Consider the following 21,839-nt stretch of genomic DNA (forward strand, 5'->3'; position numbering starts at 1 on the left):
TCAACAACCGGCAACCACGCCGGGAGGATGCACCGAGACAAGCAACGCGAAATCCGTAGAGCGAAGCAATACGGCTCATTCGCCGCCAACCGGCAGCAGACAGCCACCTTGGGAAAAAGTTTCGAGGAAAAGCCACGAGCGGGAACGTTTCCGGCCTGGTTGGATGTTGACCCTGGTACGACAGCTCGTCGAGCTAGAGAAGAGGCGACGTGACTACTGTTCTGACCCCCGCGAGCCCCCTGACGGCCGCTGACCGTTGCGACCGCTGCGGCGCCCAGGCATACCTGCGTGTCGTCCTGACCAGCGGAGGTGACTTGCTCTTCTGCGCCCACCACGGCCGCAAGTTCGAGCCGGAACTCAAGAAGATCGCCGCTGAGATACAGGATGAGACGGACCGGCTCACGGACGTGCCGGCCCGCACGACGGGCGACGAGCACTGACGCCTCGCACACCCGACGAGCCCAGAGCCGGTAGCTGTCGCTGACCGGACGACGGGCGGCCACCCCGCAGTCAAGGGGGGTGGCCGCCCGTTCTCGTACCCGTCGTACCGGCGCGCGCCCCGCCGGGGCGCGTCAGATCCGCGCCGGCAGCACCGCCGAGACCCTCGTGTAGACACCCGGGTTCTCCGCCTGCCCACAGCCGCTCCCCCACGACACCAGGCCGACGAGAAGCCCCTTGGCCACCAGCGGTCCCCCGCTGTCGCCCTGGCACGCGTCCGTGCCGCCCTGCGGGTCGCCCGCGCACAGCATCGTCTCGCTGCGGTACGCGACGCCCAAACCGCCCGGGTAAGCCCGCCGGCACGAGGCGTCAGGCAGCACCTGGACGCGAGCCGTCCGCAGCGTGGAGGCGTAGGTCCCGTTGCCGGTCGTGTCACCCCAGCCGTAGACGTCCGCCTCCGTACCGGCCGTGTACGCCGCGTCGCCCGCGCGGGCGACGCCGATCACGTACGACTGCGGCAGCGCGCTCGCCAGCGTCAGCACGGCGAGATCGCCCGAGTTCGTCGTCGGGTCGTAGTCGGGATTGATCCAGGTCTCCGAGATCGCGACCTCCTGCCCGCCCTGCCCGCGCAGCGCGGCACGGCCGGCGATGACCACGAAGTCGCGCACCTCCCACGGCTCGCCGCCGAGGACCTCTCGGCCCAGGCAGTGGGCCGCCGTGAGCACCTTGGTCGGCGCGACGACCACGCCCCCGCAGAACTGCCCCGCCCGGGTACCCCCGAACCGGTCACGACTGGACAGCGCCACGACCCAGGGCGCGTCCGCGATCAGGGCCTGCCGGCCGCCCACGACGACGCTGTCGGCGGCTGCGGGGGCGGCGGTGGCGAGCTGCCCCACCGCCGCCGTGATCAGGCCCAGGGCACCCGTCAAGGCGCGGGTGAAGGGACCACGCATGGAGCCTCCTGACTCTCCGGTGATGTCGGTTCACCCAGCGTCCAGCACGCGTCCGTCCCCTGCACCCGCGCACACGCGAAGGGCCCGGTTCCGCCCTTTCGGGGAACCGGGCCCTTCGCGTGTCGCTCTGTGCCTCGGAAGGATCAGTCGAGGTAGTCGCGCAGGACCTGCGAACGCGACGGGTGACGCAGCTTCGACATCGTCTTCGACTCGATCTGACGGATCCGCTCGCGCGTCACGCCGTAGACCTTGCCGATCTCGTCCAGCGTCTTCGGCTGGCCGTCGGTGAGGCCGAAGCGCATCGAGACGACGCCCGCCTCACGCTCGGAGAGGGTGTCGAGCACGGAGTGCAGCTGCTCCTGGAGGAGCGTGAAGCTCACCGCGTCGGCCGGCACGACCGCCTCGGAGTCCTCGATGAGGTCACCGAACTCGCTGTCACCGTCCTCACCCAGCGGGGTGTGGAGGGAGATCGGCTCGCGGCCGTACTTCTGGACCTCGATGACCTTCTCCGGGGTCATGTCGAGTTCCTTGGCCAGCTCCTCCGGGGTGGGCTCACGGCCCAGGTCCTGGAGCATCTGGCGCTGCACACGCGCGAGCTTGTTGATGACCTCGACCATGTGCACCGGGATACGGATGGTGCGGGCCTGGTCGGCCATGGCGCGGGTGATCGCCTGACGGATCCACCAGGTGGCGTACGTGGAGAACTTGTAGCCCTTGGTGTAGTCGAACTTCTCGACCGCGCGGATCAGACCCAGGTTGCCCTCCTGGATCAGGTCCAGGAAGAGCATGCCGCGGCCGGTGTAGCGCTTGGCCAGGGAGACCACCAGACGGAGGTTGGCCTCCAGGAGGTGGTTCTTGGCCCGGCGGCCGTCCTCGGCGATGATCTCCAGCTCGCGCTTGAGCTTCGGAGCGAGCTTGTCCGAGTTCGCCAGCTTGTCCTCGGCGAACAGACCGGCCTCGATGCGCTTGGCGAGCTCGACCTCCTGCTCGGCGTTGAGCAGCGGGACCTTGCCGATCTGCTTGAGGTAGTCCTTGACCGGGTCGGCCGTGGCACCGGCGACGGCGACCTGCTGCGCCGGAGCGTCGTCCTCGTCCTCGTCGGACAGGACGAAGCCCTTGCTCTCGCCCTCGGTCTCTTCCTCTTCGCCCTTGCCGGGCGCGGCGTCCTCAAGGAGCTCCTCGCCCTCGGCGAGCTCGTCGCCGTCCTTCTTGGACGTGGACTTCTTGGCCGCCGTCTTCTTGGCGACGGTCTTCTTGGCCACCGCCTTCTTGGCGACGGTCTTCTTCGCGGCCGCCTTCTTGGCAGGCGATCCGGCCTCGTCGACCAGATCGTCACCGTCCGCCGCGGAAGCCGTGGCGGACGAGACCGTGGTCTTCGTCACGGTCGTCCTGGCGGTGACGGTCTTGGTGGCGGTGCGCTTGGCCGGGCTCTTCGCAGCGACGCTCTTGCGGGCGCGCTTCGGCGACTCCGCTGCACTGACCATCAGCGTCACACCCTCTTCCTCGAGGATCTGATTGAGGCTGCGCAGAACATTCTTCCACTGGGTTGGCGGAATCTGGTCGGCTTCGAAGGCCCGACGCACGTCATCGCCGGCGATCTGCCCATCAGCCTTTCCCCGCTCGATGAGCGCCATCACAGACTCGGACTCGGCGATCTCCGGCGGGAGCGTACGGGATGTGCTGGCCGACACGAACAACCTCTCGGAACGATGGAAACGGCTTCCGGCCCCGCCCTGGATAGGGCCGGAGCCGACGACCGTCGGCGGGAAATGTGCCGACGGCGCGGGTTGGGCCGGGGAACTGCACAGCGCCTGCAACGGCTGCTGTATTCCTTCCTCGGCTGTCACCTCTTAGGTCATCGCACGGCTCGGAGGAGTGTTACGCCCAATCTTCGTGGCCCGAGTCACACCTCATTCGCGGCGAAACGGCCGAAGCGGTAGATCATGGCACATTCGCGCCGCCGGAACCCTGGCGCCATCCGGGGAATCCCTGACGGGCTCCCCGGACCGCGCTCGGACCCGGCGGCACGTGATGCGTGCGCGTCCGCGCTCCCGGCCACGGCCCGCGGTCAGTGTTCGCGGGGGGCGGGAACGACGCGCTCCACCTCGGGGTGAACGGTCAGCAGCTGACGCATGGCGGCCTCGGCGGCCTGCGCGTCGCCCGCGGCCAGCGCGTCGACGATCCGGGCGTGGTGGCCGAGGCACGCCTCGCTCGGCCGGTCACAGCCCGTGGCGGGACCGCCGGAGACCTGGAGCGCGGAGCCGACGATGCCGGAGAGGTGCTCCAGCATGCGGTTCCCGGCGAGCTGGATGAGCAGGGAGTGGAACTCGGTGTCCGCGCGGGAGAACGTGATCGCGTCACCCTGCGCGTACGCGTGCCCCATGATCTCGACCATGTCGGCGAGGCGCTGCTGGACGTCCTCGCGGCCGTGTCCGGCGGCGAGGCGGGCGGCCAGGGGCTCGATGGTCCAGCGCAGCTCGTTCAGCTCGCGGCGCTGGTCGTCGCGCTGTGGGCCGAAGGCGCGCCACTCGATGATGTCGGGGTCGAGGAGGTTCCAGTCGCTGACGGGCCGCACGCGGGTGCCGACGTTGGGACGGGCGCTGACGAGGCCCTTGGCCTCCAGCACGCGCAGCGACTCGCGCACGACGGTGCGTGAGACCTCGAACCGCTGGCCGATCTCCTCGGGGACGAGGGGGCGATCGGCTCCGAGGTCGCCGGAGACGATCATCTGACCGAGCTGCTGGACGAGCTGGCCGTGGAGCCCCCGGCCCCGGTTGCCGGCACTGCGGCGGCCGACACGGCCCAGGTCGGTGTCCACGCCCTCCCAGGAGGGCGGGCCCACGCGGCCGGCGCCGGGCGCCTCCGCGTAGGGGTAGCGGTCGAGATCGCCCGGGGCGCCGAGGCCTGACTCGACGGAACGGGCGGCGGTCATCATGGTGTGCGCAAGGGTACTCACGCATCCTTTGTCGGCGTTGCCTCCGTGACCCTTGAGGTCTTTGGTGAAAAGCACACGAAAGGGTGATCGGCACCCGCTACACAATTGACGATTATTCGGACATAGGGGGCAATTTTTAAGAGAGTTGTCCGAAAAGCGGAACCATTCGATCTGCAAGTGATCACCAACTGGCCCTCCTCCGAAGCCCGGTGAACACATAGGCGCAGAGCAGGCCGGTCAACACGAGCGAGAGGGCCACCCCCGCGGGCTGTCCGACCACTCTCAGCGCCCCCGTCAACCACCGGTCCACGGCCGGGGACCACTGGGGGCCGGCGATCTCGCGCAACCGCGCCGGCAGCCCGGCGGCCGAACGCACCGACGGGCCGGTGAGCACCTGCTGCAGCAGCGGAACGAAGGCGACGGGTACGGCGAGGACCGCGGCCACACCGGCGGCGGCGGCCCGGAACACTCCGGCGCCGAGCACCCCCGCCCAGGCGCATCCGACGAGCAGCCCCAGCCAACTCGCGCAGAGGGACGGCCAGTTGTCCGGTACGGGAATCAACTCGACGCCGTAGACGAGTCGCAGGGCCCCCAGATTCGCCGCCACGACGAGCGCCCCGAGACCGAGGGCCACGGCCGCCGCCACGACGAGCTTGGCGAGCAGCAGGCCGAGCCGCCGGGGCACGGCGCCGCGGCCGGCGGTGAGCGCGGGGTAGCGGTACTCCTCGCCGAAGGAGAAGGCGCCGACGAGACCGGCCCCGAGGGCGGCGGGCGGCAGGGGGGAGATCGCGGGCCACCCGGCGAGGACGACGGGCAACGCGGTCGAACCCCCGCGCCCGAGGAGCAGGGCGAGCGTCACGGAGACGAGCAGGACCACCGCCACGACGAGCGGGGTGCTCGGCACGCCGACGAGCCGGCGGAGCTCGTACCGCAGCGGGCGCGAAGGCGAGCGGGCCGGCCTCCGGGCGGAGGTCCGCCCCTCGGCCGAGTCGCCGCGCCCGGTGCCGCCGGACGCGGTGACGGCGGACGCGGTGACGGCGGACGCGGTGACGGCGGACGCGGTGCCGCCGGGCGTGGTGCCGCCGGGCGCCCGGTCGGCGTCCCGTGAGGGCGGGAGGCGGCGCCGGGGGGAGTCCGGCCCGGGCGCGTCACGCCCGGGATCGGCGCCCTCCGGTGCGCGGGGCGCGGATGCCGTGTCGCCGGTCTCGTCGGCGAGCCGGTGGATCACCACGCCGTGCCGGAACGCGGTGTCGCCGACGGCGGCGCAGTCACTCCCGTAGACCGACAGCCGGTTGCCGTCCTCCGCGACCACCTCGACCGGCCGACGGGCGGCCCTGGCCTCCTGGGTCACGGCGGCGGCCAGTCGCGCGACGTGGGGGGTGCGGACGGCGACACGGGGACGCAGGCGGGTGCGCGCGAACTCGGTGGCGTCCTGGTCGGCGACGACGCGGCCGCCGTCGAGCGTGACGACCCGGTCGGCGTTGCGGGCCGCGTCCTTGGGGTCCGCCGTGGTGTAGAGCACCGTCCCCCCGCCGGCCGCGTGCGCGCGCAGGAGTTCGTACACCCACACGCTGTCGGCGCCGGAGAGACCGGCCCCCGGCTCGTCGAGCAGCAGGGCGTGCGGGGCTCCCAACAGGGCGCACGCCAGACCGAGTCGGCGTTCGGCACCGAGCGGCAGGGTGCCGATCCGCCGCCCTTCGAGGCCCGCGAGGCCGACGGAGCGCAGCACGTCCCCGGCCCGCGCGACGGGAGTTCCGGAAGCGGCGCAGAGCATCCGCAGCTGCCCGCGGAGCGTGCGGGCGGGGTGCCCGGGGACGTCGCCGAGGAACACGCCGACCTCGCGCGGCGGGTGGGCGACGCCGTGCAGCGGCCGGCCGCGGAAGTAGGTGACCCCTCGGCCGGGATCGAGGTCGAGCATGAGGCGGAGCGTGGCGGTCTTGCCGGAGCCCGGGGGGCCGAGGAGCGCGGTCACGGCACCCGGCCGCGCGTCGAAGGTCAGATCGTCCACGGCGGGCGGGCGATCGTGGCGGGGGGTGCTGGTCAGTCCGATTGCCTGGAGCATCGCTTCTCTCGCGGTAGGTGACACCGCTCCGCGGCAGGGCGGCGCTACCGCAGCAAGATAACGCTACATTTCGGACTTTCGGCGCAGGGTTGGCGCCCTGGGGCGCCGGACGGCCGGGTCGGTCAGACCTCGGGGCGAAGCATCGGCGGGTTGAGGAGAGTGGCTCCACCTGCCCTGAAGAGCTGGGCGGGGCGGCCTCCCTGACGGGTCGTGGTGCCGCCGGCGGGGACCAGGAAGCCGGGCGTGCCGGTCACCTTGCGGTGGAAGTTGCGCGGGTCGAGGGCGACGCCCCAGACGGCCTCGTAGACGCGCCGCAGCTCTCCGACCGTGAATTCGGGCGGACAGAAGGCCGTGGCCAGGGAGGAGTACTCGATCTTGGAGCGGGCTCGCTCCACCCCGTCGGCGAGGATCTGGGCGTGGTCGAAGGCGAGCGGCTCCGCTCCCGCTCCGGCGGGCCCGTCCTCGCCGAGCAGTTCCTCGACCGGGGCCCAGCGGGCGCTGTTCGCGTCTCCGCCCGCCCGGGGCGCGGGAAGGTCCGGGGCCAGAGCCAAGTGCGCGACGCTGACCACCCGCATCCGCGGGTCGCGGTCGGGAGCCCCGTACGTGGCCAGCTGCTCCAGGTGTGCGCCGTTGCCCGGCACGGGCGGCGGGTCGCCCGGGTCGTGGGCGCGGAGTCCGGTCTCCTCGACCAGCTCACGCGCGGCCGCGGCGCCGAGGTCCTCGCCCTCGCGGACGAATCCGCCGGGGAGCGCCCAGCGCCCCTGGAACGGCGGTTCCCCTCTCCTCACGATCAGAGTGCAGAGCGCATGGCTCCGCACGGTGAGCACGACCAGATCGACGGTGACAGCGAAAGGCGGAAAGGCCGACGGGTCGTAGGGAGACATGCCGCGATCATAGTCGTCTCCCTGACGATAAACACGCCTCGCGGAAGGATCGGCGACGACTTCTTCGCCGCGCCGTGAAGCTTCCGTCGTGTCTGCGCCCGGCATCCCGTCACACCCCCAGTTGAAGGCCCTCTGCGGCCTCCTCGACCATACCGAGACCGAGCCTGCCGACCCGTACGGCGAACGGCTCGCCCGCCACCACGAGTCCCGAGAGCCGGATCGCGCCCAGCGGGGCCGAGGGCATCGGGTGCACCGACACGGAGCGCCCCGGCGCGTCGGGGCGGATCCCGGCGAGGGCGACGAGCGCCTGGACCGCTCCTGCGGCCGCGACGGCCGCCGGCCTGCACGCGGCCGGGTGCGGCACCGGACGCCCTCCCGCCGTCCGCTGCTCCCCCGCGTACATCTCGGGCAGCCGGTGGGCGAAGGCCTCGGCGGCGTCGAGCAGCCCGCGGAGCAGGGCGGCGGCCTCCTTCTCGTGCCCTGCGGCGGCGAGGCCGGCCACGGCGACGGCCGTCTCGTGCACCCGGACCGCGCCGGCCCGGTGGCCGAAGGGGTTGTGGCCGGGCTCCTTCGTTCCCAGCCCCCGCAGGCCCCAGCCGGAGTCCAGGGCCGGCGTGGCGAGCAGTCTGGCCACCTGCTCGGTCTCCGCCCTGTCGAGCAGTCCCTGCGCGTACCGGCCACCGCCCAGGAGTCCGGTGTCGAGCAGGTGCGCGGCCCAGCCGCCCAGCTGGGACCAGGTCCGGCCGTCCGGTGCGCGGGCGACGGCGGGCCGGCCCCCTGCCCGGTCGTCGAGCCAGAAGTCGCGCCGGAACCGCTCGCGCAGTGCTCGTGCCCCGTCGCGCAGGGCGTCTCCCCCGGGCCGCCCGCAGGCGTCGAGCAGGTCGGCGCCCAGCAGCGCGGCACGGTGCGCGTGGGCCTGGGTCTCCGCCCGCCAGGGCCCGGCGGGCCCCGGGTCGGGTACGAAGCCGGTGTCGCCGACCGTGCGGCGCAGCCAGCCGAGGCATCGCTCCGCCACGGGAAGCAGCTCCTCCAGGTCCGCGGCGGGCAGCCCCCAGCGACGGGCCTCCGCGAGCACGACGGGAAAGGCGAGGGTGGCCTCGATGCCCGTGCAGCGGGGCGGGAGGTGCGGGCCCGCGTCTCTGAGGGGTCCGGGGACCCGTCCGGACTCGGGCCCGGTTCCCTGGAGTTGGGCGCGGCCCAGGGCACGGAGCGTGGTCGCGGCCAGCCGGGTCCCGAGGGGCAGGACCATGCGGGCCGCCCAGAGGGCCTCGGCGGTGACCGGTCCGCAGCGCCAGGGGACCCCGGCCGCGAGATGGACGTCGGCGGGGTGGTTGGGGTCCCGCTGGAGCAGGGCGCGCAGGTCCTCGACGGAGCCGCGGAGCAGCTCCCCCGGCCGCGGGTCGTCGCCCTCGGCCCGCGCCTCGGCGATGAGGTGCCCGCCGGGTCGCCCTCCGCCGCCTCCCGAGGAAGGGGCGGCCCCGGCCGCCCGGTCGCCGCGTACCCGCAGCCGGATCGTGAACGGCGCTCCGGGCGCCAGCTCGGCCTCCCAGCGCAGGACGCCGGCCGCCGCCAGGGAGTCCATGGGCGGCGGGTCCGCGGTGACGGCGACGGATCGTCCGTCTCCGGCGGTCCAGCGCAGTCCGGTGCCGTGGACGCTCGGGGCGAGCTCGGGTCCCGTCCTGCCGGACGCCACCGCGCCCAGGTCCGCGAGATCGGTGCCCAGAGCGATTTCCACGGGGAGGCGGAGGGAGCGGGCGGTCGCGTTGCGCAGGGTGATGCGCTCGGTTCCGTCGGCGCCTCGCGAGCGCTCGACGGAGAGCCCGGGATCGGGTCCCACGTCCCCGGGGACGCGCAGGACACCGAGGAAGACGGCCCGGTCGGCGGCCGCCATCCGGCCTTGGAGCGCGACGGGTTCGCGCCCCGCCACCCGCAGGACGCAGCGGGACAGGAGCCGTCGTCCCGCCGCGTACACGCCCTCGAGTCCGTCTCCCGTGAGCTGGCCGTGCTCGGCGCAGACGGCGAAGGCGGGCAGGGCGACGCAGAGGAGCGCGCCGTGCACCGAGGGCAGTTCACCCGGCCGCGCCGCCCGTGGGGGCGCGGTTCCCACGCCGGACGGGTGTCCGTGTGCGGGTCCCTTCGGGTGTCCTGCGGGGCGTCCGGGGGCCGGTACGGGGCTGAGGGCCATGGCGGGTATGGGGTGCTCTCTGTGCGGTCCGGGCGGCCGGCGGGGCGTGGGCGGTACGGTGCGTCCGACTCCGCCGGAGTGGTGAACGCGCGCGCGGGCGGCCGGGTCACGGTCCTCATCGACCGCTCCTGCTGCCGCGCTGCCCGCCCTGGCGCGGGGCTCCGCTCCGCGGCCTGCCCGTGGCCGGGCCGCTCGGCCGGACCCCGGCGGGTGCCCCTCGGTCCCCGCCGGTCTGCCGTCCGGGCTTCCTGAGGCTCTGCCGGGCGCCCTGGGGACGGGCGGCGGTCCGGGTCCTGACCCGCCGGGAGGGCGTGGGTGCGGCCTGTTCCGCCGCGGCCCGGGAGTCCCGCTCGCTCCTCAGGCAGGAGCGCAGTGACTCGGGGTCCAACCCCTCGTTGCAGGCCTGGTGCAGGAGGCGGGCGAAGACGTATTCGGGGTCGGCGTCGAGGGCGAGTCCCAGGGCGACCCGGGCGGTCGGTTCGTCGCCGGTGGACCAGGCCGTCCAGCCCACGAGGGCGAGCGGCGCGGCGGCGTGCTCCTGGTAGGGGATGACGCAGCGGCGGGCCAGGACGCGCCAGAGCCGCAGGGCGGCGGTGCCCTCCCAGCCCTCCATCCATTCGGCGACGCGGTCCCGGGTGTCCCGGTCCTGGAGGCCCAGGATGAGCGCGGCCGCCTCCTCCGTCCCGATCAGGGCGTCGTCGGCCGCGTCGGCCGCCGCGACCCCGCCGGAGGCCTGCGTGCGGGCCGCCGGGTCGGCGAACCGCCGGAGGATCTCGCGGGCGGTGCGCAGCGTCGCCTCGCGCACTTCCCCCCGCCCCTGGCCAGGTGGCCCTTCGAGGATCCGGGGCACGATCGAGGCGGCGGCCGCGTCGAGGGCGGCGCGCTGCGTCTCGTCGCCGGGCGTGCCGTACGGCTTGAGCCGGGCCTCCATGTCCCGCAGCGTGCCGCGTACCCGCACTCCGGCGTAGGCGGCGGTCGCCGCCGTCACCGAGGTGCCGGTGAGGCCCATGGGTGTGCCGCCGGGCGGGCAGCACCGTTCGTTGGGACAGCAGTAGGAGAAGTAGAGCCCGTCGGAGATGCAGAGGGCTTCGTAGACGGGGATGTCGAGGGCGCCGCAGGCGGTGCGGAGTCGCTGCGCGAAGGGGCGCAGCCGCTCCATGACCCTGCTGCCGGTCTCGCCGGGCTCCGGGTCCTGGCACAGGAAGACGACGATCCCGTCCGGCCGGTCGCCGTTCCGGTCGCCGCTCTCGACGAGGCATTCGGCGAGGTGGTCGGCGGTGGACGCCCATTCTCGGGGTGAGCGCGGGATGCCGAGCCTGACCCGGCCGCCGAAGCGGCCGCGCTCGCCGTGGAGGGCGACCAGGACGACGGAGTCGGTGGGGTGGAAGCCCAGCATGAAGGGCAGGGCGTCGGCCAGCTCCGCCGGGCTGCGCAGGGTGATCCGCTGGGTACGGGAGGGTCCGCTGGATTCGTGGTGATTCGCGTTCATGGTCACGACGGTCTCGTGATCTCCCGAATCACGAAACCCCTGTGGATAACTACCGGAACGCGACACTCGCGGCCCCGTGGAGTTGTCCACAGGGCCGACGTCACGACGGCTCCGAAACCCCTATGCTCGTGACCGTTTGACGGCGCGTGAGGGGTCCTGCGGTCAGCCCGCGGCGGCGAGGACCAGCGGGAGCACCTGTTCGGCACCGGCCTGGCGGAGCAGGCGGGCGGCGACCGCGAGGGTCCAGCCGGAGTCGGTGCAGTCGTCCACGAGCAGGACGGGGCCGGGGGTTCCCGCCAGCGCGCCCGCCAGGTCCTCCGGGACCGCGAAGGCACCGGAGAGCGCCCTGAGGCGCTGGGCGGAGTTGCTGCGGCGTGCCGCGTGCGCGCCGTCCGGCCCGGCGTACGTCAGGGTGCCGAGGAAGGGGAGGCGGCCGATGGTCGCGATCCCCTGGGCGAGGGAGCCGACGAGCTGCGGGCGGGTCAGGGACGGTACGGCGACGACGCCCACCGGCCGGGCGGAGGCGTCCGGGACGTTCGGCGCCCAGCCGCCCGGCGAGCGCGCCCAGTCGGCGAGGACGGCCACCGCGGCCTTCAGGACGTCGTCGGGGACCGGCCCGTCGGGTGCGTTCTCGGCCAGCAGCGGGCGCAGCCGGTTGCCCCAGCCGATGTCCGAGAGCCGCCCCAGGGCGCGGCCGGTGGCGCACTGCTCTCCGGCGGGGATGCGCCCCTTGAGGTTGACGCCCAGTGCGGGCATGCCCGTCGGCCACATCCGGCGCGGCTCGACCTCCACGCCCGGGCGGTCCAGTTCCTTCGCCGCTCCGGTCAGCGTCTCCGCGGAGACGGAGGAATCCGCCCAGGGCCCCGCGCAGTTGTCGCAGCGGCCGCACGGCACGGCCCCTTCGTCGTCCAGCTGCCGGCGCAGGAACTCCATCCGGCACCCCGTGGTGCTCACGTAGTCGCGCATGGCCTGCTGCTCGGCCGCCCGCTGCCGGGCGACCCACGCGTACCGCTCGGAGTCGTAGGTCCACTGCTGACCGGTGGAGCTCCACCCGCCCTTCACCCGCTTGACGGCCCCGTCCACGTCGAGGACCTTCAGCATGGTCTCCAGCCGGGTCCGGCGAAGGTCCACCGCCGCCTCCAGAGCCGGTACGGACAGCGGCCGTCCCGCGTCGGCGAGGGCCGAGAGGGTCTGCCGGACCAGGGCCTCGGGCGGGAAGGCGGTGTCGGCGAAGTAGCGCCAGATGGCCTCGTCCTCCTTGCCCGGCAGCAGGAGGACGTCGGCGTGCTCGACGCCGCGCCCCGCACGGCCGACCTGCTGGTAGTAGGCGATGGGGGACGACGGCGACCCCAGGTGCACCACGAAGCCCAGGTCGGGCTTGTCGAAGCCCATGCCGAGCGCCGAGGTCGCGACCAGCGCCTTGACCCGGTTCTCCTGCAGGTCGACCTCGGCCTGCAGCCGGTCGGCGTTCTCCGTACGCCCCGTGTAGGAGGCGACGGTGAAGCCGCGCTGGCGCAGGAAGGCGGTCGCCTCCTCGGCGGCGGCCACGGTGAGGGCGTAGATGATCCCCGAACCCTGCAGCTCGTCCAGGTGCTCGGCGAGCCAGGCCAGCCGGTGCGCGGCGTCCGGGAGCCGGACGACGCCCAGGCGCAGGCTCTCCCGCTCCAGCGTGCCGCGCAGCACGAGGGCCTCGCCGGCCCCGGTGCCCAGCTGCTCGGCCACGTCCGCGGTCACGCGCGCGTTGGCGGTCGCTGTGGTGGCCAGGACCGGCACTCCGGGGGCGAGCTCGGCGAGCATCGCCCGCAGCCGGCGGTAGTCGGGCCGGAAGTCGTGGCCCCAGTCCGAGATGCAGTGCGCCTCGTCGACCACGAGGAGACCCGTCGTGGCCGCCAGCTTGGGCAGCACCTGCTCCCGGAAGTCCACGGAGTTGAGGCGCTCCGGGCTGACGAGGAGGACGTCGGTCTCGCCGCGCTCGACCTCGTCGTAGATGGTGTCCCACTCCTCGGGGTTGGCCGAGTTGATCGTGCGGGCCTGGATGCCGGCCCGCGCCGCCGACTCGACCTGGTTGCGCATCAGGGCCAGCAGCGGCGAGATGATCACCGTGGGGCCCGAGCCGCGCCGCCGCAGCAGAGCGGTGGCGACGAAGTACACCGCCGACTTGCCCCAGCCGGTCCGCTGCACCACCAGGGCCCGCCGGCGCTCCTCCACCAGGGCCGCCACGGCCTGCCACTGGTCTTCCCGCAGCCGCGCCGGACCCCCGGGGGCACCGACGAGCTCAGCGAGGATGGCATCGGCTTCGGCGCGGAGCTCCTGGTTGTCCATGCCCCCATGCAACCCGATGGCACGGACAATCGCCCAACTCACCCAGAGCGACACTTCACTCACACACGGTTCACTCGCCGCAGGTCGCCCCCTCGTCCGCCGCACGAGCGACCGAGGGCGGCCGTAGGCGGAACGAGTGTTTCCGCTGAGGCTCCCGCCCCAGAGGTGAAACAGGAGGGGAAACGGGGAGTGAACAATGGGCAACTGGGCAGGGATATGAAAGGCATACCGTCGCATACCCGTCAGTGACCTCAATTGCTCATTGCCGCTCACGCACGGGCCAAGCAAGAATTGGGAAACCGCCCCGCACGGCCCGTCAGCGGCCCTGAAGGACCGTGCCGTGGTGCGCCCTCACCCGACTTTGCCCGCAGCGCGGGCGCGTATCCGAAGGGAGGACCGTGACCCTCGGATTCGCTCCGTCCACAGCCACCTCGACCATGTCGTCGTCCGAGTCCGCCAGCCGCCTCTCACGGATACTCGAACCGGCCGAGTGGGCCGCGGCGGGAATCCCCCTGCTCGGCAATCCGCGCGAGGTCGTCAGCGGGCTGCACTCGCGCCACACCCCCACGCCCTCGACGGCGGTCGTGGCGGTCCTGGACCACGAGGAACGGCTCACCGCCAGCGCCTCGTTCGTCCGCCGCCCCCTGCCGGCAGACGGCTGGGAGTTCCGCAACGCGCTCCTCGCGCACCTGCGGCGCGTCCTTCCGCACGACCTCCGGCGCCGTGCCCCGGTGCGGACCGCGGTCCTGCTGTACTGCCGCGAGGGCGACGAGCGCTGGACCGAGGAGGACGGAGCCTGGATGTGGGGGCTCCGGGACGCCTGCACGCTGCACGGACTCCGCTGCGGCGCGTACATCACGCTGACCCGAGGGGGCTGGCAGGTGCTCGGTGAGGGCCGGGGAGGCCGTCGGCCGAGCTCCGACTCGCACCCGGTCCCTCTCGGGAGCGAGGCGGCCGAACTGGGCCACCTCACACCGAGAACGGCAAGCGGCGCGGCCGAACCCCTCCGCCGGGTCGCCGCCCGCTGACGCCCGCCCGGACGACGACCGACCGCTGACGCCCGCCCGGACGACGACCGACCGCTGACGCCCGCCCGGACGACAACCGCCCGCTGACGCCCGCCCAGACGACGACCGCCCGCTGACGACCGCCCAGACGACGCCGGAGCGAACGCCTTCCCGCCGGCCCGGCTTGCGGTCCGACGGGAGAGACGGGCGGAACGGGAGAGGCAGGCGGGACGGCCGGTCAGCGCCGGAGACGATCGGCCGGCGAGCGGTCCGCTCGACGGCCGGGACGTCCGGTCAGACGCCGGCGCCGACGAGCGCCGCGACGCGCTCGGGATCGCCGCAGACGATCAGCAGCGCGCCCGCGCGGGCCATCGCCAGGGGCAGGGCACGGGCAGCGGTCTCGTCGCTGCCGCCGTTGACGGCGACGATCACCACGGGCCGGACGGCGGCCCGCTCGACGGCGGCCGCGTCCGCGAAGAACACGTCGTCGCCGGTGTCCTGCTGCGCCCAGTAGGCGGTGTCGCCGAAGGACAGCTCGTGCGCCGCCCACGGGTGCTGGTCACCGGTGGTCAGCACCAGGACGTCGCCGGGCGCGCGGCCGCTCTCCAGGAGCAGGTCCAGGGCCTCTTCGGCGGCGTCCAGGGCACCGTCGGCCGAGGCCGGGATCACCTGGAGCTGCGGAGTGGACCGCTGGTCGGAACGATTCTCCGGGCCGGTGGCCGGGGACTGCGCGGCACCGGGGTGCGGACGCGGGGCCGGCGGCGCGGGCCTGGCCGGGCCGGGACCCGGATGTCCGGGACGCGGGGAGGCCGCGGAACGCGGGCCGGGTACGGGACGGGGGGTCGACGCGGGACGGCCGGCGGCCGCGGTGGCGCGGGGACCCTGGGCGCTCTCGTGAATCTGAGGCTCCTCGGGGGTGAGAGGCATGGGTGGATGTCTATCAAACGCCGCTGCGCGGGGCATCGGCGGGTGGGCACACAGGTGCGCCCCGGCTGCTCGGGAGGCCCTGGAGAAGGGCTCGGCAGCCGGAAGTTCAGAAGTCGAAGCCGAGTTGGCCCCCGCTTTCCAGCGCGGCCGCCTCCGCGGAGAGGCGGACCTTTTTGAGGTGGCGCCACTGGGGCAACGCGTCCAGGTACGACCAGGAGAGACGGTGGTACGGGGTGGGCCCCAGCTCCTCCAGCGCGGCCTTGTGGACCGGCGAAGGGTAGCCCGCGTTCGCCGCGAACCCGAAGGCCGCACACCCCTCGGCCTCGGTCCCGAGCTCCGCCATGACGCCGTCCCGGCGGACCTTGGCGATGACGGAGGCGGCGGCCACGGCGACGCAGGACTGGTCGCCCTTGATCACCGTACGGACCTGCCAGGGGCTGCCGAGGTAGTCGTGCTTGCCGTCGAGGATCACCGCGTCCGGCCGGACGGGAAGCCCTTCGAGGGCCCGGACCGCCGCGAGCCGGAGCGCCGCGGTCATGCCGAGTTCGTCGATCTCCTGCGGGGAGGCGTCACCGAGCGCGTACGCCGTGACCCACTGCTCCAGCTCCGCGGCCAGCGCGGTACGGCGCTTGGGGGTGAGCAGCTTGGAGTCGGTGAGTCCGGTGGGCGGCCGGCGCAGTCCGGTGACGGCTGCGCACACCGTGACGGGACCGGCCCACGCCCCGCGCCCGACCTCGTCGACTCCGGCGACGATCCTGGCGCCGGTGGTCGCTCGGAGCGATCGCTCGACAGTGTGGGTGGGAGGTTCGTACGGCATGGCGCCAGCCAGGTTACGCCGCCCGGCGCCGCCCGCGATACCCGGATCCCCCTCGGACCGCCATCAAGCCGACGTCGGCCCGACTCCGGCCCGACTCCGGCCCGGCCTCAGACCGCCCCGACCCGGAGCAGCGGCACCATCACCCGGTCGATCATGTCGGCGATCTCGCGGTCGGTCCATTCGCTCCCGCACACCTTGGAGCGGTACATCATCATCGCGGGAACCACGTCGAGCACCAGGTCGTCGATCGCGTCGGCCCGCACGTCACCGCGCTCGATTCCCCGCCGCAGCACGTCCTTGAAGAGCCGCGTCGAGGGTTCGGTCACCCCCGCGACGATCAGATCATGGAACCTCCCCGCGGATTCCGCGTCGCATTCGTGAAGGACCGCACGAAGGGCGTGGCCGGGCTTGGAGAACATCACGTCCCGCACCCGGAGGCACAGCGCGTACAGGTCCTCACGGACACTCCCCCGGTCCGGAGCCTCGTCGAGCGTCGGCAGTCCGGCCTGGAGGGCGTCCGCGACGAGATCTTCCTTCGACGGCCAGCGCCGGTACACCGCAGCTTTGCCCGTCTGCGCGCCGACCGCGACACCCTCCATCGTCAGACCGTTCCAGCCGACGCTGCCCAGCTGTTCGAGCGTGGCCTCCAGAATGGCCCGTTCCAGTACGGGGCCGCGGCGTCGCGGGGATGCCCCCTCCGGCCGGGCGGCGGCCGTGGAGCGCGAAGTAACCATCAGGATCTCTCCGTTGAGCAAGTCGATCGGGGCGGGGCCAGGGGTGGGGCGGGGACGAATCGAGGCGGCGGCAGTGCTCAGTGAACGGTTGCGTTCACTGAGGGGGACTCACTACCGTGGGGAACAGTGAACGGGTGCGTTCACTAATTCTTCCGTGGGGGATCCATAGTGACAACTTCTCCGGTGGACACACAGACCAAGAACGGACCTGCACGCGCCGGAGGCCGGCGGGGCATCGCCCTGGCCGTCATCGCCGCCTGCCAGCTCATGGTCGTCCTCGACGCCACCATCGTGAACATCGCGCTGCCGCACATCCAGGACGCGCTGTCCTTCTCGACCACCGACCTCTCGTGGGTGCTCAGCGCCTACACGCTCACCTTCGGCGGGCTGCTGCTCCTCGGCGGACGCGCGGGAGACATACTGGGGCGCCGCCGGGTCTTCATGGCCGGCATCCTCGTCTTCACCCTCGCCTCCCTGCTCGGCGGCTTCGCCCAGGAGCCGTGGCAGCTGCTCGCGGCGCGCGCCCTCCAGGGCGTCGGCGGCGCCATCGCCTCGCCGACCTCGCTCGCGCTGATCACCACGACGTTCCCCGAAGGGCCCGAGCGCAACCGCGCGTTCGGCGTGTTCGCCGCCGTGTCCGCCGGCGGTGGCGCGATCGGGCTGCTCGCGGGAGGCATGCTCACCGAATGGCTCGACTGGCGCTGGGTCCTCTTCGTCAACGTGCCGATCGGTCTGCTGATCGCCTTCCTCGCCCCGCGCTACATCGAGGAGTCCGAGCGTCACCCGGGCCGGTTCGACATCGCCGGCGCCATGACCTCGACGCTCGGCATGGCGGCGCTGGTCTACGGGTTCATCCGCGCGTCCGAGAAGGGCTGGAAGGACTCGCTGACCGTCGGTTCCTTCGTCGCGGCGGTGGTCCTGCTCGTGGCCTTCGGCCTCGTGGAGTCGCGCGCCAAGGAGCCGATCACCCCGCTCAGGATGTTCGCCGAGCGCAACCGCTCGGGCACGTACGTCATCATGCTCAGCCTGTCGGCCGCCATGTTCGGCATGTTCTTCTTCATCGTCCTGTGGGTCCAGAACGTCCTCGGGTACAGCCCGATCCAGTCCGGCCTCGCCTTCCTGCCGGTGACGGTCGCCATCGGCACCGGCGCGGGGCTCGCACAGCGACTGCTGCCGGTCCTCGGCCCCAAGCCGTTCATGGTGGCCGGTTCGGCGTTCACCGGGATCGGCCTGTTCTGGCTGACGTTCATCAGCTCGGACAGCACCTACTTCGGCTCCGTCCTCGGCCCCATGGTCCTGTTCGGTTTCGGCATGGGGCTCAACTTCGTGACGCTCACGCTCACGGCCGTCTCCGGGGTGGCCCAGCACGAGGCGGGAGCCGCGTCGGGCCTGCTCAACGCCACTCAGCAGGTCGGCGGTTCGCTCGGCCTGTCCATCCTGGTCACGGTCTTCGGCACGGCGAGCCGCGAGGAGGGCGAGAAGCAGGCGCCGGACTTCCTCGCGAACGCGACGCCCGAACAGCAGGCGGAGTTCGCGAAGACGCACGAGCTGCCCGCCCCCTGGGGCCATGAGGTGCTGACCTCGGGCATCGCCTCGGCCTTCACCGCCGCCGTCGGGATGGTGCTGATCGCGCTGGTCACGGCGGTCCTGGTGATCCGGGTCCGCAAGAGCGACCTGGAAGCGCTCAGCGGCCGGGCGGAGGCGGCCGGCCCGGCGGCCTGAGCCCACGCCGCTGCCCACCACCTGCCGCCCACCACCTGCCGCCCGCCGCCTGCTGTCTGAACAGGCACGTACGCCCCTGAAGTACGCCGATGTCCCCCGGGCCGCTCCACAGGCCCGGGGGACATCACACGCTTCAGGCAGCCGTCCCGTCCGGGACCCAGCCCGGAAGGTCCTCGGTCTGCCGCAGCCACTCGGCAGGCGGAGCCCCGTGCACCGCGGAGGCCACGACGCCGCCGGCGATGGCGCAGGTCGTGTCGACGTCGCCGCCGACCTGGGCGGTCGTCCAGAACATCCGCTCGAAGTCGCCCAGCGCCCGCGCCGCCGACCAGAGGGCGAAGGGCACCGTGTCGTGCGCGCTGGTCCGCCGGCCGCTGCCGAGCACCGCGGCGACCGTGCCCGCGTCCCCGTAGTCGAGCATGTCGCGCGCCCGGCGCAGGCCCGCCCCCACCGCGCTGCGCGGCACCAGGGCGACGACCCCGTCGAGCAGCGCCTCGGGCGTGGGCGGTCCGGCCGGATCGGCGGCGAGGGCGGCGGCGGCCGCCACGGCCATCGCGCCCACCACGGCCTCACGGTGCTGGTGCGTCGTGTACGCGGAGATCTCGGCCTGGTGCGTCGCCTGCTCCGGATCGTCCGCGTACCAGGCACCGAGCGGGGCGATCCGCATCGCGGCGCCGTTGCCCCAGGACCCCTGCCCGTTGAAGAGCGCGGCGGACAGCTCCCGCCAGTCCGCGCCCTCCCTGACGAGCCGGAGCATCCGGTTGACCGCCGGGCCGTAGCCCCGGTCGAAGTCATGGTGGTGCGCGAAGGACAGGGCGAGGGCGTCCTGGTCGATGCGGTCGTGGCCGACGAGGACGGCGAGGACGGAGCAGGCCATCTCGGTGTCGTCGGTCCACTGCCAGGGGCCGGGCGGCAGCTCGCGCCGCTTCAGCAGGGGGTAGTGGGCGGGTACGAAGAACTGGGAGCCCAGGGCGTCTCCCACGGACAGCCCGCGCAGGCTGGCCAGGGCGCGGTCGAAGCGCCGGTCGAGTGAGGAGTCAGCGGTCATCGCTCAGCCACTCTATCCGGTGTGCCCGTACGGTTCCGGGGTGCGCCAGCGTGCGAACGGCCTGTCCAGCCGGTACCTCCCGTCCTCGCCCAGCAGGAGCGTGCGGGTCTCGGCGTTCCCGGGGTTCGACAGCGACTCGAAGTCCGCGACCGTCCAGTGGAACCAGCGCATGCAGAACAGCCGCATGGTCAGTCCATGGGTGACGAGAAGGACGTTCGGCGGATGGTCGGGGGCCTCGAAGCTGCGGTAGAGGCTCTCCAGGAAGGCCCCGACCCGGTCGTAGACGTCCGCCCCGGACTCGCCCTGGGCGAAGCGGTAGAAGAAGTGCCCGTACGCGTCCCGGTACGCCTTCTGCAGGCGCACGTCCTCCCGCTCCTGCCAGTTGCCCCAGTCCTGCTCCCGCAGCCGCGGCTCCTCCCGCACCCTCATCTGCTCCCGGGGCAGCCTGAAGGCCCGGAGGGTCTCATGGGTGCGGCGGTACGGCGACACGTAGACGCTGACCTGTTCGTCCCCGAACAGCTCCCGCAGCCCCTCCCCCGTCTCCTCCGCCTGCCGCCACCCGGTCTCGGTGAGCCGGAGCGCGTGATCGGGCTCGCGTTCGTACACCGTGTCATCGGCATTGCCCTCGGACTCTCCGTGCCGTACGAGAACGATGCGCCGCGGTCGTGCCATACCCCGACCCTAGATCGACTCCCCCGGACAGGCTCGGCCGAGGGGGCACTCGGAGCCCATCCGGGGTAGAAGGCCCTCGGACGGTCAGACCGTCCAGGCCGCTTCGAGCTGCACGACGTCGCCGCTCAGCGCCGCCACGTCGGCATCGGTCTTCGCGCGCAGACCGAGCCGCTCGACGCGCTCCACCCGGTACTTGCCGTGCTCCGCGGCGGACCGCCACATCGACAGCACCATGAACTCGTTGCCCGGCGCCTCGCCGAACAGGCCCCGCAGCATGCCGGGGGACCCGGCCATCGCCGGGTTCCACACCTTCTCCTGCATGAGCGCGAAGTGCTCGGCACGGTCCTCGTGGACACGGCAGTGCGCCACCCGCGCCACGTCGGCGTCGCCGAACTTCGGCTCGAACCCCGTCTTCACATCGAAGCGGTGGTCGAACAGCTTGACCTGGATGTCCTTGTACGAGCCCACCTGCGAGGCCGCCAGACGGTCGTGCGACCGCGCCATGAACGAGTCGTAGAACGCCCGGCTCTCCCAGAACGCGAAGACATGGGCGACGTCCGGCCGAGCCCGGCTCCACCCGCCGCCCTGGCCCCGGAATCCCGGCTCACCGAGCAGCCCCGCCCATTTCCGCTGTCCCCGCTCGAACCCACGACGGTCCACGACGGTGCAGCGAATCCACTTGACCAGCACCGCGCCATCGTACGGGCCCGAGGAGCGCCCCGGCAGTGCGCGTCAGACACCCACCGGGTGCAACCGCTCCAGACCCGCGCGCTCCTCGTCGTCGACCTCGATCCCGAAGTCGTCCGCCAGCGTCGCCGCCAACTCGCCGACGGCCAAGATCCGTTCCTCGGCGACGCCGTCCGTCCGCACGGTCGTCAGCGTCTCGCGGACCAGCGCCCTGCGCACCTCGGCCCCGGGCCGCTGCGCCACGACCTGGCCGAGGAAACGCGACTCCGGATGGCTGGAGCTGAAGTGGTTCATGACGGTGAAGTCGCCCGGGTACAGGGTCTGCGGAGCGAACGCGTACAGATCGGTCCAACCCTGCGGGCACAGGGAGCGCAGTACGTGGATGCCCTCGTCCTCGGCCCCGATCCCGAAGATCCAGCCGCCCTGCTCCACGCGCGCGCCGTCCCGCAGGGGAACGGGCTCCAGGGGCCCCTGCCATCCGAACCCCGCGTCGGCGAGCCACTGTTCGCCCTCCGCCTCGACGACCAGCAGGGCGTGGGTGACGGGCAGCAGCGCCGCACCCCGCGTGCGGTTGCGGGCGCCGCGCCCGGCCACCCGGAAGCCGATCCGCTCCAGGGCCGCCGCGAGGAGCGAGTTCTGTTCGTAGCAGTAGCCGCCCCGGCGGCGGCGGACGAGCTTGGCCTGGAGGCTCTCCAGGTCCAGGGGGACCTGCCGGCCGAGGGCCACGTCGAGGTTCTCGAACGGAATGGACCGGACGTGCGCCCGGTGTACAGCGGTCAACGTCCGGAGATCCGTGGAGAGTTCCCCGTCCCGGCCGATGTCGTAGCCGATTCGAGCCAGATATGCGTCGAGATCCAGCTCGTCACCACTCCACAAACCGCTCTCCCCCTCAACCGTCGGGTCCACTGTCGTAGCCCCATGACACCATGAGCAATCACCCCGCAACCACGGGCTTTTGAC

18 protein-coding genes are annotated in these 21,839 nt (G+C 72.9%); 3 read left to right on the forward strand and 15 right to left on the reverse strand.

Annotated features, from left to right (window positions below; translation table 11 throughout):
* Positions 1–209 precede the first annotated feature (209 nt).
* Positions 210–440: a DUF7455 domain-containing protein gene (locus ACZ6K0_RS29405; RefSeq protein ID WP_024754955.1), complete on the forward strand. Its 231-nt coding sequence runs from the start codon at positions 210–212 to the stop codon at positions 438–440.
* A gap of 132 nt (positions 441–572) precedes the next feature.
* On the opposite strand, the gene ACZ6K0_RS29410 is transcribed toward ACZ6K0_RS29405, so the two are convergent.
* The 8 genes from ACZ6K0_RS29410 to ACZ6K0_RS29445 form a co-directional block, all read right to left on the reverse strand.
* A complete protein-coding gene (locus tag ACZ6K0_RS29410) occupies positions 573–1,391 on the reverse strand; it encodes a serine protease (protein ID WP_376401182.1) in 819 nt (272 codons plus the stop codon).
* A 143-nt stretch (positions 1,392–1,534) separates the two neighbouring features.
* A complete protein-coding gene (locus ACZ6K0_RS29415) occupies positions 1,535–3,082 on the reverse strand; it encodes an RNA polymerase sigma factor (protein ID WP_376401479.1) in 1,548 nt (515 codons plus the stop codon).
* Between the two features lie 377 nt (positions 3,083–3,459).
* Positions 3,460–4,347, reverse strand: coding sequence for a FadR/GntR family transcriptional regulator (locus tag ACZ6K0_RS29420; RefSeq protein ID WP_376401185.1), 888 nt, complete (start codon positions 4,345–4,347; stop codon positions 3,460–3,462).
* A 160-nt stretch (positions 4,348–4,507) separates the two neighbouring features.
* On the reverse strand, positions 4,508–6,388 hold the full coding sequence (locus ACZ6K0_RS29425; RefSeq protein ID WP_469232778.1) for an ATP-binding cassette domain-containing protein: 1,881 nt from the start codon (positions 6,386–6,388) through the stop codon (positions 4,508–4,510).
* 122 nt (positions 6,389–6,510) lie between these two features.
* Positions 6,511–7,272 (reverse strand): NUDIX hydrolase, encoded by a 762-nt coding sequence (locus ACZ6K0_RS29430; protein ID WP_376401191.1) that lies wholly within the window; start codon positions 7,270–7,272, stop codon positions 6,511–6,513.
* Between the two features lie 109 nt (positions 7,273–7,381).
* The gene (locus ACZ6K0_RS29435; protein WP_469232776.1) at positions 7,382–9,457 is read right to left on the reverse strand and encodes a glycogen debranching N-terminal domain-containing protein; all 2,076 of its coding nucleotides are present in this window, start codon (positions 9,455–9,457) and stop codon (positions 7,382–7,384) included.
* Positions 9,458–9,572: 115 nt separating this feature from the next.
* Positions 9,573–10,946 (reverse strand): DUF4192 domain-containing protein, encoded by a 1,374-nt coding sequence (locus tag ACZ6K0_RS29440; RefSeq protein ID WP_376401197.1) that lies wholly within the window; start codon positions 10,944–10,946, stop codon positions 9,573–9,575.
* 162 nt (positions 10,947–11,108) lie between these two features.
* A complete protein-coding gene (locus ACZ6K0_RS29445; protein ID WP_469232774.1) occupies positions 11,109–13,268 on the reverse strand; it encodes a RecQ family ATP-dependent DNA helicase in 2,160 nt (719 codons plus the stop codon).
* Positions 13,269–13,666: 398 nt separating this feature from the next.
* Between ACZ6K0_RS29445 and ACZ6K0_RS29450 the strand changes: the two genes are divergently transcribed.
* Positions 13,667–14,296: a hypothetical protein gene (locus ACZ6K0_RS29450; protein WP_376401203.1), complete on the forward strand. Its 630-nt coding sequence runs from the start codon at positions 13,667–13,669 to the stop codon at positions 14,294–14,296.
* A gap of 273 nt (positions 14,297–14,569) precedes the next feature.
* Here ACZ6K0_RS29450 and ACZ6K0_RS29455 read toward each other — a convergent pair whose 3' ends face one another.
* From ACZ6K0_RS29455 to ACZ6K0_RS29465, 3 genes are all read right to left on the reverse strand, one after another.
* Positions 14,570–15,202 (reverse strand): hypothetical protein, encoded by a 633-nt coding sequence (locus ACZ6K0_RS29455; protein WP_469232771.1) that lies wholly within the window; start codon positions 15,200–15,202, stop codon positions 14,570–14,572.
* A gap of 106 nt (positions 15,203–15,308) precedes the next feature.
* Complete coding sequence (locus tag ACZ6K0_RS29460) at positions 15,309–16,019, reverse strand: ribonuclease HII (protein ID WP_469232770.1); 711 nt, start codon at positions 16,017–16,019, stop codon at positions 15,309–15,311.
* Positions 16,020–16,126: 107 nt separating this feature from the next.
* A complete protein-coding gene (locus ACZ6K0_RS29465) occupies positions 16,127–16,753 on the reverse strand; it encodes a TetR/AcrR family transcriptional regulator (RefSeq protein ID WP_376401212.1) in 627 nt (208 codons plus the stop codon).
* A gap of 168 nt (positions 16,754–16,921) precedes the next feature.
* Here ACZ6K0_RS29465 and ACZ6K0_RS29470 point away from each other — a divergent pair, with 168 nt between their 5' ends.
* Entirely contained in the window at positions 16,922–18,475 is a 1,554-nt protein-coding gene (locus tag ACZ6K0_RS29470) for an MFS transporter (RefSeq protein ID WP_469232767.1), read from the forward strand.
* 133 nt (positions 18,476–18,608) lie between these two features.
* On the opposite strand, the gene ACZ6K0_RS29475 is transcribed toward ACZ6K0_RS29470, so the two are convergent.
* The 4 genes from ACZ6K0_RS29475 to ACZ6K0_RS29490 all read right to left on the reverse strand — a co-directional run bounded on the left by ACZ6K0_RS29475 (position 18,609) and on the right by ACZ6K0_RS29490 (position 21,659).
* Positions 18,609–19,520, reverse strand: a complete 912-nt coding sequence (locus ACZ6K0_RS29475) for an ADP-ribosylglycohydrolase family protein (protein WP_376401218.1) — start codon at positions 19,518–19,520, stop codon at positions 18,609–18,611.
* 12 nt (positions 19,521–19,532) lie between these two features.
* Positions 19,533–20,192 (reverse strand): histidine phosphatase family protein, encoded by a 660-nt coding sequence (locus tag ACZ6K0_RS29480; RefSeq protein ID WP_329620810.1) that lies wholly within the window; start codon positions 20,190–20,192, stop codon positions 19,533–19,535.
* An 84-nt stretch (positions 20,193–20,276) separates the two neighbouring features.
* Positions 20,277–20,882 carry a YdbC family protein gene (locus ACZ6K0_RS29485; RefSeq protein ID WP_376401222.1) on the reverse strand — a complete coding sequence of 202 codons (606 nt, stop codon included), beginning with the start codon at positions 20,880–20,882 and terminating at the stop codon, positions 20,277–20,279.
* A 42-nt stretch (positions 20,883–20,924) separates the two neighbouring features.
* Positions 20,925–21,659 (reverse strand): arylamine N-acetyltransferase family protein, encoded by a 735-nt coding sequence (locus tag ACZ6K0_RS29490; RefSeq protein WP_469232764.1) that lies wholly within the window; start codon positions 21,657–21,659, stop codon positions 20,925–20,927.
* Between the last annotated feature and the right edge of the window lie 180 nt (positions 21,660–21,839).

The organism is Streptomyces sp. NPDC042346, assembly GCF_055581845.1.